At 66.6% G+C, this 13,459-nt stretch carries 15 protein-coding genes; 5 read left to right on the top strand and 10 right to left on the bottom strand.

Annotated elements, in window-relative coordinates:
- Positions 1-2: 2 nt before the first annotated feature.
- Both DYI42_RS13655 and DYI42_RS13650 read right to left on the bottom strand, forming a co-directional pair.
- Complete coding sequence (locus DYI42_RS13655) at positions 3-593, bottom strand: hypothetical protein (RefSeq protein ID WP_213546545.1); 591 nt, start codon at positions 591-593, stop codon at positions 3-5.
- The gene (locus tag DYI42_RS13650) at positions 593-1,186 is read right to left on the bottom strand and encodes a riboflavin synthase (protein ID WP_213546544.1); all 594 of its coding nucleotides are present in this window, start codon (positions 1,184-1,186) and stop codon (positions 593-595) included. Before DYI42_RS13650 ends, DYI42_RS13655 begins: the two co-directional genes overlap by 1 nt.
- Before the next feature lie 106 nt (positions 1,187-1,292).
- On the opposite strand from DYI42_RS13650, the gene DYI42_RS13645 reads away from it, so the two are divergent.
- The 3 genes from DYI42_RS13645 (at position 1,293) to DYI42_RS13635 (ending at position 6,011) form a co-directional block, all read left to right on the top strand.
- Positions 1,293-2,585 carry a capsule biosynthesis protein gene (locus DYI42_RS13645; RefSeq protein ID WP_213546543.1) on the top strand — a complete coding sequence of 431 codons (1,293 nt, stop codon included), beginning with the start codon at positions 1,293-1,295 and terminating at the stop codon, positions 2,583-2,585.
- A 272-nt stretch (positions 2,586-2,857) separates the two neighbouring features.
- Positions 2,858-3,943 carry a polysaccharide biosynthesis/export family protein gene (locus tag DYI42_RS13640; protein ID WP_244867916.1) on the top strand — a complete coding sequence of 362 codons (1,086 nt, stop codon included), beginning with the start codon at positions 2,858-2,860 and terminating at the stop codon, positions 3,941-3,943.
- 10 nt (positions 3,944-3,953) lie between these two features.
- Positions 3,954-6,011 carry a capsular polysaccharide biosynthesis protein gene (locus DYI42_RS13635; RefSeq protein ID WP_213546541.1) on the top strand — a complete coding sequence of 686 codons (2,058 nt, stop codon included), beginning with the start codon at positions 3,954-3,956 and terminating at the stop codon, positions 6,009-6,011.
- Here the strand turns inward: DYI42_RS13635 and ribD are convergent.
- From ribD to DYI42_RS13620, 3 genes are all read right to left on the bottom strand, one after another.
- Positions 6,008-7,120, bottom strand: a complete 1,113-nt coding sequence (gene ribD, locus DYI42_RS13630; protein WP_342344663.1) for a bifunctional diaminohydroxyphosphoribosylaminopyrimidine deaminase/5-amino-6-(5-phosphoribosylamino)uracil reductase RibD — start codon at positions 7,118-7,120, stop codon at positions 6,008-6,010. The genes DYI42_RS13635 and ribD overlap by 4 nt on opposite strands.
- Positions 7,117-7,593 carry a transcriptional regulator NrdR gene (gene nrdR, locus DYI42_RS13625; RefSeq protein ID WP_213546540.1) on the bottom strand — a complete coding sequence of 159 codons (477 nt, stop codon included), beginning with the start codon at positions 7,591-7,593 and terminating at the stop codon, positions 7,117-7,119. The genes ribD and nrdR overlap by 4 nt, the downstream gene beginning before the upstream one ends.
- Positions 7,594-7,802: 209 nt before the next feature.
- Positions 7,803-8,219, bottom strand: a complete 417-nt coding sequence (locus tag DYI42_RS13620; protein ID WP_213546539.1) for a secondary thiamine-phosphate synthase enzyme YjbQ — start codon at positions 8,217-8,219, stop codon at positions 7,803-7,805.
- 103 nt (positions 8,220-8,322) lie between these two features.
- Here DYI42_RS13620 and DYI42_RS13615 point away from each other — a divergent pair, with 103 nt between their 5' ends.
- On the top strand, positions 8,323-8,988 hold the full coding sequence (locus tag DYI42_RS13615; protein WP_213546538.1) for an intradiol ring-cleavage dioxygenase: 666 nt from the start codon (positions 8,323-8,325) through the stop codon (positions 8,986-8,988).
- A gap of 6 nt (positions 8,989-8,994) precedes the next feature.
- On the opposite strand, the gene DYI42_RS13610 is transcribed toward DYI42_RS13615, so the two are convergent.
- The 5 genes from DYI42_RS13610 to DYI42_RS13590 form a co-directional block, all read right to left on the bottom strand.
- On the bottom strand, positions 8,995-9,300 hold the full coding sequence (locus tag DYI42_RS13610) for a hypothetical protein (RefSeq protein ID WP_213546537.1): 306 nt from the start codon (positions 9,298-9,300) through the stop codon (positions 8,995-8,997).
- Positions 9,301-9,373: 73 nt separating this feature from the next.
- Positions 9,374-9,754, bottom strand: a complete 381-nt coding sequence (locus DYI42_RS13605) for a hypothetical protein (protein WP_213546536.1) — start codon at positions 9,752-9,754, stop codon at positions 9,374-9,376.
- 154 nt (positions 9,755-9,908) lie between these two features.
- Positions 9,909-10,397, bottom strand: coding sequence for a hypothetical protein (locus tag DYI42_RS13600; protein ID WP_213546535.1), 489 nt, complete (start codon positions 10,395-10,397; stop codon positions 9,909-9,911).
- 116 nt (positions 10,398-10,513) lie between these two features.
- Positions 10,514-10,960: a thiol-disulfide oxidoreductase DCC family protein gene (locus DYI42_RS13595; protein WP_213546534.1), complete on the bottom strand. Its 447-nt coding sequence runs from the start codon at positions 10,958-10,960 to the stop codon at positions 10,514-10,516.
- Between the two features lie 52 nt (positions 10,961-11,012).
- Positions 11,013-11,435, bottom strand: a complete 423-nt coding sequence (locus DYI42_RS13590) for a hypothetical protein (protein ID WP_213546533.1) — start codon at positions 11,433-11,435, stop codon at positions 11,013-11,015.
- A gap of 131 nt (positions 11,436-11,566) precedes the next feature.
- Here DYI42_RS13590 and DYI42_RS13585 point away from each other — a divergent pair, with 131 nt between their 5' ends.
- Positions 11,567-13,354 carry an SLC13 family permease gene (locus tag DYI42_RS13585; protein WP_213546532.1) on the top strand — a complete coding sequence of 596 codons (1,788 nt, stop codon included), beginning with the start codon at positions 11,567-11,569 and terminating at the stop codon, positions 13,352-13,354.
- Positions 13,355-13,459 lie beyond the last annotated feature (105 nt).

Raw genomic sequence — 13,459 nt, 5'->3', positions numbered from 1 at the left:
GCTCAGGGGCTGAAATACCTGTCTGCTGCGACATGGCCCGCGAGGGCGGCGGTCGCGGCCCAATCTGCTTCCAGCGCCGTGTCGCCCACCAGCACAACGGCGCCGGGCAGATAACCCGCATCATTCAGCAGGGCCCGCAGGCGTGCGCGGGTCTCGCCCCACGTCTCGCTGAGCGGCGGCGCGACCCCGGCCGGCGTCAGGCGGATGGCGTGTTCGGCCTCGATACTGGCGGCAAGCGCACGCGGGTCTTGCGGCGGGTGCGACAGCAGTCCCGCCCCGCAGTTTTGCAATCCGCGCAGCTTTTCGGCGCGGGCCTCTGGCAGGCCCTGCCCGGCCCGGATCATCCGCAGCGCGTTGTTGGAAAACAGGATCGCCACGATATCGCGCCCGGCAGAATGGTGCACGCGCGCATAGGTTTTGAAGTCCAGCCCCAGCTCGGTGGCCCGTTTCAGGCGGCGCTGGATCACCGGCAACGGCAGGTTGGGCAGCAAATCGGCGCGCGCCCGCTTCCAGGCATAATTGCGCCAGCCGCCGCCCGGCTCCATCGTCGGCCCGCCGTTGTGCCCGGGGCCATGGATCGGCCGCTCCGCCATCAGCCCGCTTCCTGCAACCGCGCCACGTAACGGGCCATGGTGTCAACCTCGAGGTTCACCTCGTCACCCTGCTTTACATCGGCCCAGGTCGTCACCTCTTGCGTGTGCGGAATGAGGTTGATGCCAAACTGGGCGCCGTCCACCTCGTTCACCGTGAGCGAAGTACCATTGAGCGCGACCGAGCCCTTGGGCGCGATGAACTTCGCCAAGGCGTTGGGCGCGCGGAAGGTCAGCCGCAGACTGTCTCCCTCGTCGCGCATCCCCACGACCTCGGCCACGCCATCAACATGGCCCGACACGATATGCCCGCCCAGCTCGTCGCCCACCTTCAGCGCCCGCTCGAGGTTGAGCCGCTTACCCACCGGCCAGCCGTTGGCCGGGATCGAGGTTTTCGACAGCGTTTCCGCCGAAACATCCACCTCGAACCAATCATCCCCCAGCGCCACCACTGTCAGGCAGACCCCATCGCAGGCAATGCTCGCCCCGATGTCGATGCCACCCGTATCATAGGCGGTGCCGATCCGCGCCCGCATGTCGCCGCGCATCTCGACCTTTTCCACGCGCCCGATGTCGGTGACGATCCCGGTAAACATGCCTCAATCCTTTGCCTCTATGCCGGTCCCGACCGGTCGTTTCAGCCTTAATCTTGCCGCAGGAATGGGTTAGGCCACAAGCAAGACCTGAGGAGATCGCGCCAACATGAGCGCCCTTGCCGCAGACCAACGCCGGTTCCTGTTTTTGCAGGGGCCGCACGGGCCGTTCTTTCACCGGCTCGGAAAGATGCTGCGCGCCGCAGGCTGCGAGGTCTGGCGCGTGGGGTTCAACAAGGGTGACGAGGCCTTCTGGTTCAACACACGCAGCTACATCCCCTTTCGCGGCACGCAGGAAGAGTGGCCAGCCCGCTTCGCCGCACTCTGCGAGGAAAAGGGCATCACCGACATCGCGCTTTACGGCGACACACGGGGCATCCATGCCGAGGCCGTCCGCATCGCCAAGGAAAGGGCGATCACCGTGCATGTCTTCGAAGAAGGCTACCTGCGCCCGTACTGGGTGAGTTACGAGCGCGGCGGCTCCAACGGCCACTCCCGGCTAATGGGCTTCTCGATCGAAGACATGCGGGCCGCGCTGGCGATGTCGGATATCGACCTGCCCGATGCCCCCGCCAAGTGGGGCGACATGCGCCACCACATCTTCTACGGCTTCCTCTACCACTACTTCGTGCTGCTCTGGAACCGGCCCTACCGCAACTTTCGCCCGCATCGCGCACTGACCGTGGCGCAGGAGTTCGGCCTCTACCTCAAGCGGCTGATGCTGATGCCCGTGTTCTGGGCCGACCGGGTGCAGGCCACCTTCCGGATCAAGCACGGCGGCTTCCCCTATCACCTCGCGATCCTGCAACTGGAGCATGATGCCAGCTTCCAGGAGCACTCGCCCTTTTCGACGATGACGGAGTTCCTCTCCGTCACCATAGAGGGCTTCGCCCAGGGCGCGCCACGGCACCACCACCTCGTCTTCAAGGCCCACCCGCTGGAGGACGGCCGCGTGCCGATCCGCCGCGAGATACGACGGCTTGCGCGGACGCATGGGGTGAAAGGCAGGGTGCATTACGTGCGCGGCGGCAAGCTGGCGCAACTGCTCAACCACGCTCGAAGCGCCGTCACGGTCAACTCCACCGCCGCACAGCAGGTGCTCTGGCGCGGACTGCCGCTGAAAGTCTTCGGCGATGCCGTTTACGCCAAGCCCGAGTTCGTTTCGGTTCAGCCGCTGCCCGAGTTCTTCTCGTCTCCGACCCGTCCCGACAGCAAGGCCTACCGGGACTACCGGAGCTTCCTGCTCGAGACCTCGCAGATCGCCGGGGGCTTCTACTCGGCGCGCGGGCGAAGGCAGCTCTTGCGACAGGTGGTCGACATGATGTTGGCCCCCGAAGATCCCTACGATGCGCTTGCCCAGGGCAAGGCCGGTCCAAGACTTCAGCTCAGACTTGTCACCTGACACAGCCGGTGGGGGCCTGTCCCCGTCGCCTCCACTATATCTGCCAAATGTCCGGGATTCCTTGCAGAATTTCCTCTCGGCAACCGCGACCCTGATCGCGGCACATGGGCAACACACCCTCCGCCATCCGCCGGCCGCGCCGCTCTGCCAGCTTTCTTTTGACACGTCCTTTCCGTAGGTTGGCCGCAAAACTTGAGGCAGAAATCCGTAAAGGAGCCCGAGCAGTGAAACTGAAATCCTCTCCCTTGGGGCGAGCCGCTGCCGCTTTGGCAATGGTTGCCCTCCTCGCCTCCTGCGGCCTGCCGCGTGTGGGGCCGAACAAGCGCGAAATTTTCGCGGGGTCGGTGCTGAAAGAGGGGGATGCCTTCATCGTCGCCGTCAACAAGCGCGTCACCACCGCAACCTCCGTGACCCCTGTTCTGGGCTTCTCCCAAGCCTTCCTGAACGCCGGGCGCGTGGGCTCCGACACCATCCGCCCGGGCGATACGCTGGGCCTCACGATCTGGGAAAACGTCGATGATGGCCTTCTCGCCGGTGAAGGCCAGAACGCCACTGTACTCGAAGAGGTCCAGGTGGATGCCGCCGGCTTCATCTTCGTGCCCTACGCCGGGCGCATCAGGGCCGCCGGCAACACGCCCGAGCGCATCCGCCAGCTGATTACCGAGAAGCTCGACACCCAAACCCCCGATCCGCAGGTGCTTGTGCGCCGCCTTGCCGGCGATGGCGCGACCGTCTCGGTCGTGGGCGGCGTGTCGGCCCAGGGCGTCTACCCGATCGAGCGGCCCACCCGCACCCTCTCGGCCATGCTGGCCGCGGCGGGCGGCATCGCCATCGAACAGGAAGTGGCCCAGATCACGGTGATCCGGGGCAAACACAAATGCACCATCTGGTGGGAAGACCTCTTCAAGAACCCGCGCTTCGACATCGCCCTGCGCGACGGCGACCGGATCCTCGTTGAGGAAGACACCCGCGCCTTCACCGCACTCGGGGCCACCGGCGCGCAAAACCGCATTCCCTTCACCTCGCAGACGCTCTCGGCCATCGAGGCGATTGCCCAGGTGGGCGGCCTCAACACCAACCTGGCAGACCCGACCGGCGTCTTCGTGTTCCGCAACGAGCCCGAGGAAATCGCGAAACAGGTTCTGGGCCGGAGCGATCTGGTGGGCACACAACGCATGGTCTACGTGCTCGACCTGACAGAGCCGAACGGCATGTTCGAGGCGCGAGACTTCGTGATCCGCGACGAAGATACCGTCTATGTCACCGAGGCCCCCTACGTGCAGTGGCAGAAGACGCTCTCGGCCCTCACTGGCACCGCGGGCACCGCCAACACCCTGGCCTCCGCCACCGGCAACTGACGGGGCCGGAATGGCGCCCGAGCCAAACGAGATTGCAGCCGCCGGAGCCGATGCGCCCCGGCGGCTTTTCGTTTACTCGGGCGGCTTTGTCTTTCAGAAACGGGTGCGGCGCATTCTCGAGCTTGCGGGCTGGGATGTGCGTCTCGGGCTCGCAGGGGCGGAAGACCGCATCGGCGTCTGGGGGCGCTCGCCCTATGCCACCCGGGGCGAGGCCATGGCCGCCCGAAGTGGCGCGGCACTTGTACGCATCGAAGACGCCTTCCTTCGCTCGATCCACCCCGGTCGCGCCGGGGGTGAGCCACCCGTGGGGCTATTGATTGATCAACATGGGGTCCATTTTGACTGCCGTCACCCGTCTGATCTCGAAACCCTTCTGGCAACTCACCCGCTGGACGATGCGGCGCTGATGGCGCGGGCGCGCAGGGCAATTGCGCAAATGAAGCGCGATCACCTGAGTAAATACAATGCCTTCACCCCCGAAGTTGACGTGCCCAACCCGGGATACGTTCTGGTCATTGACCAGACCCGCGGTGACGCTTCCATCACCCATGGAAACGCTTCGGAGGCGACCTTCCGGGAAATGCTTGCCTTTGCACAAATCGAACATCCCGGCGCCCGCATCCTCATCAAGACCCATCCTGAAAGCCAGAGCGGCGCACGGGCGGGGCATTTCGGGCCAAACGACCACGATGGCCGCACCGAGCTTTTCACCACCCCGGTTTCTCCATGGGCCCTGCTCGAAGGGGCGGTGGCTGTTTATACCGTGTCCTCAGGCATGGGGTTCGAAGCCATTCTTGCAGGCCACAAGCCGCGGGTCTTCGGCCAGCCCTTTTACGGCGGGTGGGGCCTGACGCAGGACGAAGCCCCCTGCCCTCGACGAGAGCGCAAGCTCACCCGGGCCCAGCTCTTTGCCGCCGCGATGATCCTCTACCCCACCTGGTATGATCCCTGGCGCGATCGGCTGGCGACAATGGAGGAGGTCATGGATGGTCTGGCCGCGCGCAGCCGGGCCTGGCGCGAAGACCGCGCGGGAGGCGTGGCCTATGGCATGCGCCTGTGGAAACGAAAACCACTGCAGCGGGTCTTTGGGGCTGAAAAACCATTGATCTTCAATGACAAACCTGCCGAGGCCACAGCTCGGGCAAAAGCCATCGGCGCGCCTGTGCTTGCCTGGGCCGGGCGGGTCGACGAGGCGCTGGAGGCGGAAACGGCGCGGGCGCATGTGCCGCTCATCCGCATCGAGGATGGCTTCTTGCGGTCGCGCGGACTCGGGGCCGATCTGGTGCCGCCCCTCAGTCTCGTGCGCGATGATCTGGGCATTTACTACGATCCCGCCACGCCCTCGCGGCTCGAATACCTTGTCGCTCAGGCCGCACAACGCGATGAACACCCGCGGGCCGCCGCGCTCATTTCCCGGCTGAGATCCAGCGGTCTCAGCAAGTACAACCTTGGCAGCCACGACCTGCCCGACCTGCCCAGCGGCCACCGGATCCTCGTGCCGGGCCAGGTGGAGGATGACGCATCCATCCGCCTCGGCACCTCTGGAATATCCACCAATCTCAAGCTGTTGGAGGAGGTGCGCGCGTTCAACCCTGAAGCCTTGATCCTCTACAAACCACATCCCGACGTCGAGGCGGGGCTGCGGGAGGGCAAGGTTGCCAGGCCCGAAAAACTGGCCGACCTCGTACTGACCCACACCGACCCGGCCGCATTGATCGAACGCGTGGACGAAGTCTGGACGATGACCTCCGGCCTCGGCTTCGAGGCGCTGCTGCGGGGCGTCAAGGTCACCACGCTCGGCGCCCCCTTCTACGCAGGCTGGGGCCTGACAACCGACAAGGGGCAAGTGCCCGCGCGGCGCGAGGCGCGGCCCTCGCTGGAGGCGCTGGTTCAGGCGGTGCTGATCGACTATCCACGCTATTTTGATCCGGTCACGGGCACGCCCTGCCCCGTTGAAGTGGTGCTGGACCGGCTGGAACATGGCCCGCTTCCCGGCCCGGGCGCAGGCAACAGGCTGATTGCCAAGTTGCAGGGCTGGTTCGCCAGCTATGCCCACCTATGGCGCTAGGAGGCTGAGGTGCAGCGCACCCAGGTCGCCATCAAATCCGCGCCGATTTTCCGTTCTTTTTCAAGCGTATAGCGCGGCGCCTCTGCCAGCGCAGCCAGCCCGAGAGGGCCGATGGAGGGCTGGCCCTCGGCGCCGAGCATCACACCTGCGGTGAAGCCCACCAACCTGTCTGCGAGGCCCGCGCCGAGCAGGGAAGCGGCCAGCATGCCGCCGCCCTCGCAGAGTACCCGCGTCAACCCGCGCGCGCCGAGCAGCCGCAGCATGGCCACCGGGTCGGGATGCCTGTCGCGGCCCGGCGGCACTTCGATCAGCTCCGCCCCGAGTGCGCGCCATGCCCCCTTGCGGGCCTCTGGCGCATCTTCACCATGGCAAAGCCAGAGCGGCACGTCGCGCGCTGTGCGGGCAAGGATTCCATCGGTAGGAACATCCAGCCTGCGCGACACCACCACACGCACCGGCGGGCGATGGTCACCATAGCCGCGAAGGGTTAACGCCGGATCGTCAGCGCGGGCGGTTCCGGCGCCGACAAGCACCGCATCGTGGCCGGCCCGCAGCCCCTGCACCGCTTGGCGCGCGGCGGGGCCTGTGATCCACTTGCTTTCGCCCGAAGCGGTGGCGATGCGGCCATCGAAGGAGCTGGCGAGCTTGAGTGTCAGCGACGGGCGCCCTTGGCGGACGCGCGACAGGAAGCCCGCGTGAGCGCGCTCCGCCTTTGCCTGCAACACGTTGGTCTCAATGGCAATTCCAGCTTCCCGAAGCCGCGCGTGGCCCCGGCCAGCGGTACGCGGATCCGGGTCTTCCAGCGCGGTGACGACCCGGGCGACGCCGGCTTTCACCAAGGCCTCTGCGCAGGGCGGGGTTTTGCCGTGGTGGGCGCAGGGCTCAAGCGTGACATAGGCGGTGGCGCCCTGTGCGGCGCTCGCGGCCTGCGCCAGAGCCATGACTTCAGCATGGGGGCGACCGCCGGGCTGAGTCCAACCACGGCCCACAACCCTATGATCCTTCACGAGAATACAGCCTACTGCCGGATTGGGCCATACCTGCCCCAAACCACGCGCGCCCAAGCTCAGGGCGCGCGCCATCCAGCTTTCATCCGCCTCTCGGCTCACTCCTCGGGATCGCCCGGCATGACCGGCGGGCGCAGCTCCGATACGAAGCGGTCGAAGTCATCGGCGGCCTGGAAGTTCTTGTAAACGCTGGCAAACCGCACGTAGGCAACGGTGTCGATCCGGGCCAGGCTCTCCATGACGATCTCACCGATGATCTTGCTGTCGATGTCGGTCTCGCCCATGCTTTCAAGCCGGCGCACGATACCCGAGATCATCTGATCGACCCGCTCCGGGTCAATCGGGCGTTTCTGCAAGGCGATGCGGATCGAGCGCTCCAGCTTGTCGCGATCGAAGTCCTCACGCCGCCCGCTGGATTTTATCACAATAAGATCACGCAGTTGCACGCGCTCATAGGTGGTGAAACGACCACCGCAGGCCGGGCAGAACCGCCGCCGCCGAATGGCAACATGGTCCTCCGCGGGCCGACTGTCTTTCACCTGTGTATCGACATTTCCGCAAAACGGGCAGCGCATTCCTGTCCCCTTCTTCTCTGCCTCTCTGGGGTTATGCTCCCCATTTATCCACAGGCACTATAGGCGAGCCCCTAGGGTTTGGGTAGCCCAAACGTGGAGCCCCCATATGCTGCCGTGCGAACGCAGCATCAAACCGTGTTAACCACGTCACAACCCATGCACATCCGATGCACATTCCATGCATTCCGCAGTGCAGCGCGGCGCGGGCGTTAACCTTTGGAAAAATGCGCGGCGACCTTGCGGTGGTGCGGCGCAGAGCGATGCTCGAAGAGGTAGATCCCCTGCCATGTGCCCAGCCGCATCCGCCCCGACTGAACCGGAATTTGCAGGGACACGGGCAGCAGCGCGGCCTTGATGTGGGCGGGCATATCATCGGGGCCTTCGATCACATGGGTGAGGTAGGCCATCGAGTAGTCGTCGGCGGGTGGCACGAGGCGGTGGAAGAACTCGGCGAGGTCCACGCGCACGTCGGGATCGGCGTTTTCCTGGATCAGCAGCGAGCAGGAGGTGTGGCGCACCATCAGCGTCAGCAGCCCGTCACCCGCACCTTCCAGCCAGCGGGAGACTTCGGTGGTGAACATGGTCAGGCCCGCGCCGCGCGTGGCGATGGTGAAGGTGGTCTGCATCCGCGCAGGATGCGCGGCGGGCCGCCCGCTTGCAAGCCGACGGCGGAAATCGCTGAAGAGCGCGTTAGATAGTGAACAGACCAGGTATCCCGAGGAGACAGACATGACCGCCGTGAACCGCCGCCACCTGCTCGCCACGCTAGCCGCCCTGCCGCTGTCGGCGCTCGCCACACGGCGCGCGTTGGCACAGGAGGGCGGGCTCATCACCGGCAATGTCTGCATGGTGCAGCGGGAAACCACGGAAGGCCCCTATTACATCGACCCGAAGCTGGAGCGGCGCGATGTAACGGAGGGCCTGCCGGGACTGCCACTTGATCTGGCCCTGCAGGTGGTGGACGCCGGCTGCTCGCCGATTGCGGGCGCGCGGGTGGATATCTGGCATTGCGACGCTGCGGGGCGATATTCGGGCTATGCACGCGAGAACACGGCGGGCGAGACCTTTTTGCGCGGCTCCCAGATCACCGGTGCGGATGGCGTGGCGCGGTTTGCGACGATCTATCCGGGATGGTATCCGGGCCGCGCGGTGCATGTGCATTACAAGGTGCTGCTCGGCAATCGTACGCAGCTGACCTCGCAGATCTTCTTTCCGGAGGCGGTTTCGGACCAGGTTTATGAGAAGGTCGCGGCCTATGCCGGGCGCGGCGCGCGAGATCGCCGCAATGAGACCGAAGGGATCGCCCGGCGCGCGGGGCGGGGTGCCGTGGCAGAGGTCGCCAACGCAAGGCGCGGGCTTCAGGCGAGCCTCGTTGCCGGTGTCAGGGCGGGATAACCGGCGTCAGGAGCCCGGCACGGGGCGCGGGCGCGGCTCGGTCACGCAAATGGCAACCGGCAGAACCGGGTCAGGCTCTGCATCATGGGCGACGGGGGTGGGCGCCAGGGCCACCGGTGCGGCAGCGGGGGCGCCAGTGACCATGGCCAGGGTGGCCTCGCAACGCGAGAGGTCTTCCGGTTCGACGACGATCTCGACGACGTCTTCGGTCGGCATGCCCGGATCGTCGGGATAGTCGATGAAAGGGCTCGCGGCGGCAGGGCCTGCAAAGGGCGCCGCGAGGGCGATGAGGAGGGGTGCTATATGTTTCATGTCGCAGGAGAAACACCCCGTGACGCGCAGAAGTTCCGCCCCAATGAAGGGATGATCGGCCTGCCGAGGGGCCTCAGCCGTCGATATCGTCGCCACAGAGCGAGCGCGCGTGGGCAACAGAGAGGGCCTCCCCCTGCCGCGATACCTTGAGAAACAGGCCATGATCGGGCGCGGCTGCCGGATCGAGCCGGAAGCCCACGGTTTCGCCCCCGGGGCCGAAGATGCGGCCGCTGCGCGGGGCGGTGACCACCACCGTATCAGATGGGGCCGCACCCAGCCGGGCCAGCGCATAGGTGGCCGCGGCACAGAAGATGCCGGGGCTGCCCGCCCCTGCCATCGGGTGCACCACGATGGCTTGGGGGCCACCGTCCACGCGGTGGCCGTTGGGTGCCATCCAGCTGCCAGCGGTCGCGGGCGTGGCAAGACACAGGGCGAGAACTGCGAGGCGTCGCATGGGCTGTCCTTTCACTCGTTCTCTACATGATACCCCAACTGCCCGGCGCCGCACAGGGCCGATCACGGCGAGTTGCGCCGCTGGCAAGGGTTCCTGCCAATGCGATGCCATTCTGCCGCGCGCGCCGGCCCGGTCGCCCGGACCCCGGCGCGGCTCAAGGCGCAGTACAGGGCTGCCAGCTGAAATCGCGCCAGCACTGGCCGATCGCGGCCTTGGCTTCGGCGAGGCCCTCGAAGTTTGCGTGGAGCGTGCCCGGCACGCACTCGAGGTCTGCCAGCGTTTCGTCAGCCCGGGTCACGGTGACACCGGCGGAGGGCGGGTCGCCCTCAGGGGTTCGGTCCACCCGGTGCCAGAGCGAATATTGCACATCGCCGTTGTGGAAGTTGACCTCTTCCCAGATCGAACTGCCCACCCCGGCCCAGGGGATATACTCCAGCTCGGCCAAGGGCACCGAGAGGGAAAGCTCCGGCACCCCGCCCTCGGGACCAAACTGGTAGCCCGCATCGCCCGGCCCCCAGCAGCCGCGAAGCTCCTTCGCGCCGCCATGGGTCTTGCACATCAGGAAGGCCTCGGCGCGGGTGATGCATTCGGCCATGGCGGGGGTGCCGAGGAGGAGGGGCAGGAGGATGGCGGCACGGGGCATGGCGCGGGTCTCTGGGGCAAAATGGCGTTGGCTCAACGCGGCCAGTCTCCGCGAGCCCTACGCGCCGGTCAAGCCGGGGCGGCGGCGGTCTGCGAAGCGCGCGGCGAGAGGCGAGGTCATGGCGTGTCGATGAAGCGCGCGCGCAGCTCGGGCGTGGGCAGGTAACATTCGGCCCGCCGCCCGAAGAGGCGAAACCGGTTGCGGGCGATCAGGCGGTAGAGCGGGCGTTTGACGAAGCCTGGCAGAGAGCGGGCGATGCTTAGTGCACGCCACGGCCAGCCGAGCGCACGCATCGCGGCAGCGAAGGCATCGAGATGGGTGTGAACGCGCCCGTCGGTTATTACAAGGTTGGTCTCGAAGTCATCCATCGGCATCCCCAGCGCGGCGTAGAGCGCCTGCCCCAGCGGCGATTGCGCCGTTGCGAAACGGAAGCGCCCTGACCGGTCGCGGCGGTGCATGAAGCGGAAGAAGCCGGTGCAGAGCACACAGTCGCCATCGAAGACGATGAGGCTTTCGCCGAGCCTGTCGCGCAAGGCAGGCGGAAGATCGGCCACGCGGGTCATGGGCGAAACATAGCACCAGCGCGGCGCCGGGCGCGGGGCGGGTTGTCGCGGCTCAGGGCTCCAGCTCGGCCATGAGGCGGCGGAAGGGCGCATCATTGCGGGCGATCCAGCGCAGCAGGGCCAGCCGCCGGGGCCAGCGGGGCTTTGCCATGCGCGACAGCCATACCCCGTTGACCGCCGCCATCCCACGCGCCTGCGCCAGCTGCCGGGGTGTGGGCAGCAGCCGTCGGCCCCAGATGTCGATGAAGTGATCCAGCTCGGCAGCGGAGGTGAAGACATACTCCGCCCCGCCGTCCTCCACCCGCCAGACCGCGCGCTGACCCGGTCTTGCAGGGCGCGGGCGGGGCGGATCGTGGGCCACGGCTTCGAACCACTGGCAACGCCCGCCCGAAGCGCTGCGCGGGCGGTGCACCATGAAGGTGAGCCGGGTGGCAAACAGCTCCGGGCGGTAGAGGATGTCGGCGCGGCGGGCCATGGCCGAACGCTCGCGCGGTGCTGCGCCCCGGTCAAGCCCCGCGCGTGCAGCGGCCAGCCGCGCACTCGCCGCTTGCCACGGCCCATCGGGCCGCTAAACTGCCTCTCCGATATGGGCAAGATTGCACCTAGATGGACCTGATCACCCTCGCCGCGCCATGGGACGCCGTCTTTGCACTGGCGGTTGTGGGCGCGATGTTCATCCTCTTCATCCGAGAGAGCTTTCCGCCGGAGGTTGTGGCTATTCTCGGCGTGGCCGTGCTGCTGGTTTCGGGCGTTCTGCCCTATGCCGAGGCGCGCGAGGTGCTCTCCAACCCGGCGCCCTGGACGATTGCCGCGATGTTCCTTGTCATGGGGGCGCTGGTGCGGACAGGTGCGCTCGACTGGTTCACACAAGTGGCCGACCGCAACGCAGCCACCCGGCCCGCGCTGGCGGTGGGGGCGATGATCGCCTTCGTGGTAGTGGCCTCCGCCTTCGTCAGCAACACCCCGGTGGTGGTGGTGATGATCCCGGTCTTTGTACAACTGGCCCGCACGATGAACGTTTCAGCCTCGAAACTGCTGATCCCGCTCAGCTACGCCGCCATCCTCGGCGGCACGCTCACCCTCATCGGCACCTCCACCAACCTGCTGGTGGACGGCGTTGCGCGGGCCAACGGGCTGGAGCCTTTCGGCATCTTCGAGGTCACGCCGCTGGCGGTGATCCTCGTGGTCTATGGCATGCTCTACCTGCGCTTCTTTGCGCCGCGCATCCTGCCCGACCGCGCGAGCATGGCCAACCTGCTCTCGGGCGGCGACTCTGCGCGGCGCAAGTTTTTCACCGAGGTCGCCCTGCCCGAAGACAGCCCGCTGATCGGGCAGAAGCCGGGCGAAGTGGATGCCTTCAAGCGCGAGGGCGTGCGGCTCATCGACGTGCTGCGCGGCGATGCCTCGCTCAGGCGGAACATGGGCGAGGTTGTGCTGGAAGCGGGCGACAGGGTGGTGCTGCGCAGCCAGATGTCGGAGCTGCTGAGCCTGCAGGAAAGCAAGCAGGTCCGGATGGTCGACAAGCTGTCGTCGGTCGAGACCACCACGGTTGAGGTGCTCATCACCCCCGGCGCCCGGATGGTAGGCCGCAGCCTCGGCACCCTGCGCCTGCGGCGGCGCTACGGTGTCTATCCGCTGGCCGTGCACCGCCGGAACCAGAACATCGGCCGCCAGCTTGATGACCTCGTGGTGCGCGTTGGCGACACGCTTCTGCTGGAGGGGTCGCCCGCCGATATTCAGCGCCTCGCTGCCGACATGGACCTCGTGGATGTGGCCGCGCCCACGGGTCGGGCCTTTCGCCGCCAGAAGGCGCCCATCGCCGTTATCGCGCTGCTCGGTATCGTCGGCCTCGCCGCCTTCGGGGTGGCTCCCATTCTGGCGCTCTCCATTTTCGCGGTGGCACTGGTCTTCGGCACCCGCTGCATCGACGCCGACGAGGCCTTCTCCTTTGTCGATGGCCGTCTGCTGGCGCTGATCTTCTCGATGCTCGCGGTCGGGGCCGCGCTGGAAGAGAGCGGCGCGGTCACCCTCATCGTCAACGCCATTGCCCCCGCGCTGGAAACCCTGCCGCCCTTCTTCATCGTCTGGGCGATCTACCTGCTGACCTCTGTGCTCACCGAGCTTGTTTCCAACAACGCGGTGGCCGTTGTCGTCACGCCAATCGCCATCGGGCTGGCCACCGCGCTGGGCTACGATGCCCGCCCGCTGGTGATTGCCGTGATGGTCGCGGCCTCGGCCAGCTTCGCAACCCCGATCGGCTACCAGACCAACATGCTGGTCTACGGCCCGGGCGGCTACCGCTTCACCGATTTCATGAAGGTGGGCATCCCGCTCAACCTCACCATCGGTCTGCTGGCCTCGGCGCTGATCCCGCTGATCTGGCCCTTGACCTAAAGTTAGCTTCAGCTCCCATCAATGGGCTTCCACTTCGAATCGGAGGCCCCATGCCCAACGCCCTTGCCCCACCTGCCCCGCTGACCAGCCAGTTCGACTGCACCC

It is taken from the genome of Vannielia litorea, assembly GCF_018424695.1.
In the GTDB taxonomy this organism is placed as follows: domain Bacteria; phylum Pseudomonadota; class Alphaproteobacteria; order Rhodobacterales; family Rhodobacteraceae; genus Vannielia; species Vannielia litorea_A.
Note: the sequence above shows the minus strand (reverse complement) of the source record. Positions and strands in the feature narration are given on the sequence as shown.

Coding starts and splice junctions, on each gene's coding strand:
- DYI42_RS13650 (WP_213546544.1), bottom strand. CDS start 1,186: ATGTTTACCGGGATCGTCACCGACATCGGGCGCGTGGAAAAGGTCGAG.
- DYI42_RS13655 (WP_213546545.1), bottom strand. CDS start 593: ATGGCGGAGCGGCCGATCCATGGCCCCGGGCACAACGGCGGGCCGACG.
- DYI42_RS13585 (WP_213546532.1), top strand. CDS start 11,567: ATGGACCTGATCACCCTCGCCGCGCCATGGGACGCCGTCTTTGCACTG.
- nrdR (WP_213546540.1), bottom strand. CDS start 7,593: ATGCGCTGCCCGTTTTGCGGAAATGTCGATACACAGGTGAAAGACAGT.
- DYI42_RS13615 (WP_213546538.1), top strand. CDS start 8,323: ATGACCGCCGTGAACCGCCGCCACCTGCTCGCCACGCTAGCCGCCCTG.
- DYI42_RS13635 (WP_213546541.1), top strand. CDS start 3,954: ATGGCGCCCGAGCCAAACGAGATTGCAGCCGCCGGAGCCGATGCGCCC.
- DYI42_RS13600 (WP_213546535.1), bottom strand. CDS start 10,397: ATGCCCCGTGCCGCCATCCTCCTGCCCCTCCTCCTCGGCACCCCCGCC.
- DYI42_RS13645 (WP_213546543.1), top strand. CDS start 1,293: ATGAGCGCCCTTGCCGCAGACCAACGCCGGTTCCTGTTTTTGCAGGGG.
- DYI42_RS13605 (WP_213546536.1), bottom strand. CDS start 9,754: ATGCGACGCCTCGCAGTTCTCGCCCTGTGTCTTGCCACGCCCGCGACC.
- DYI42_RS13640 (WP_244867916.1), top strand. CDS start 2,858: ATGGTTGCCCTCCTCGCCTCCTGCGGCCTGCCGCGTGTGGGGCCGAAC.
- DYI42_RS13610 (WP_213546537.1), bottom strand. CDS start 9,300: ATGAAACATATAGCACCCCTCCTCATCGCCCTCGCGGCGCCCTTTGCA.
- DYI42_RS13595 (WP_213546534.1), bottom strand. CDS start 10,960: ATGACCCGCGTGGCCGATCTTCCGCCTGCCTTGCGCGACAGGCTCGGC.
- DYI42_RS13590 (WP_213546533.1), bottom strand. CDS start 11,435: ATGGCCCGCCGCGCCGACATCCTCTACCGCCCGGAGCTGTTTGCCACC.
- DYI42_RS13620 (WP_213546539.1), bottom strand. CDS start 8,219: ATGCAGACCACCTTCACCATCGCCACGCGCGGCGCGGGCCTGACCATG.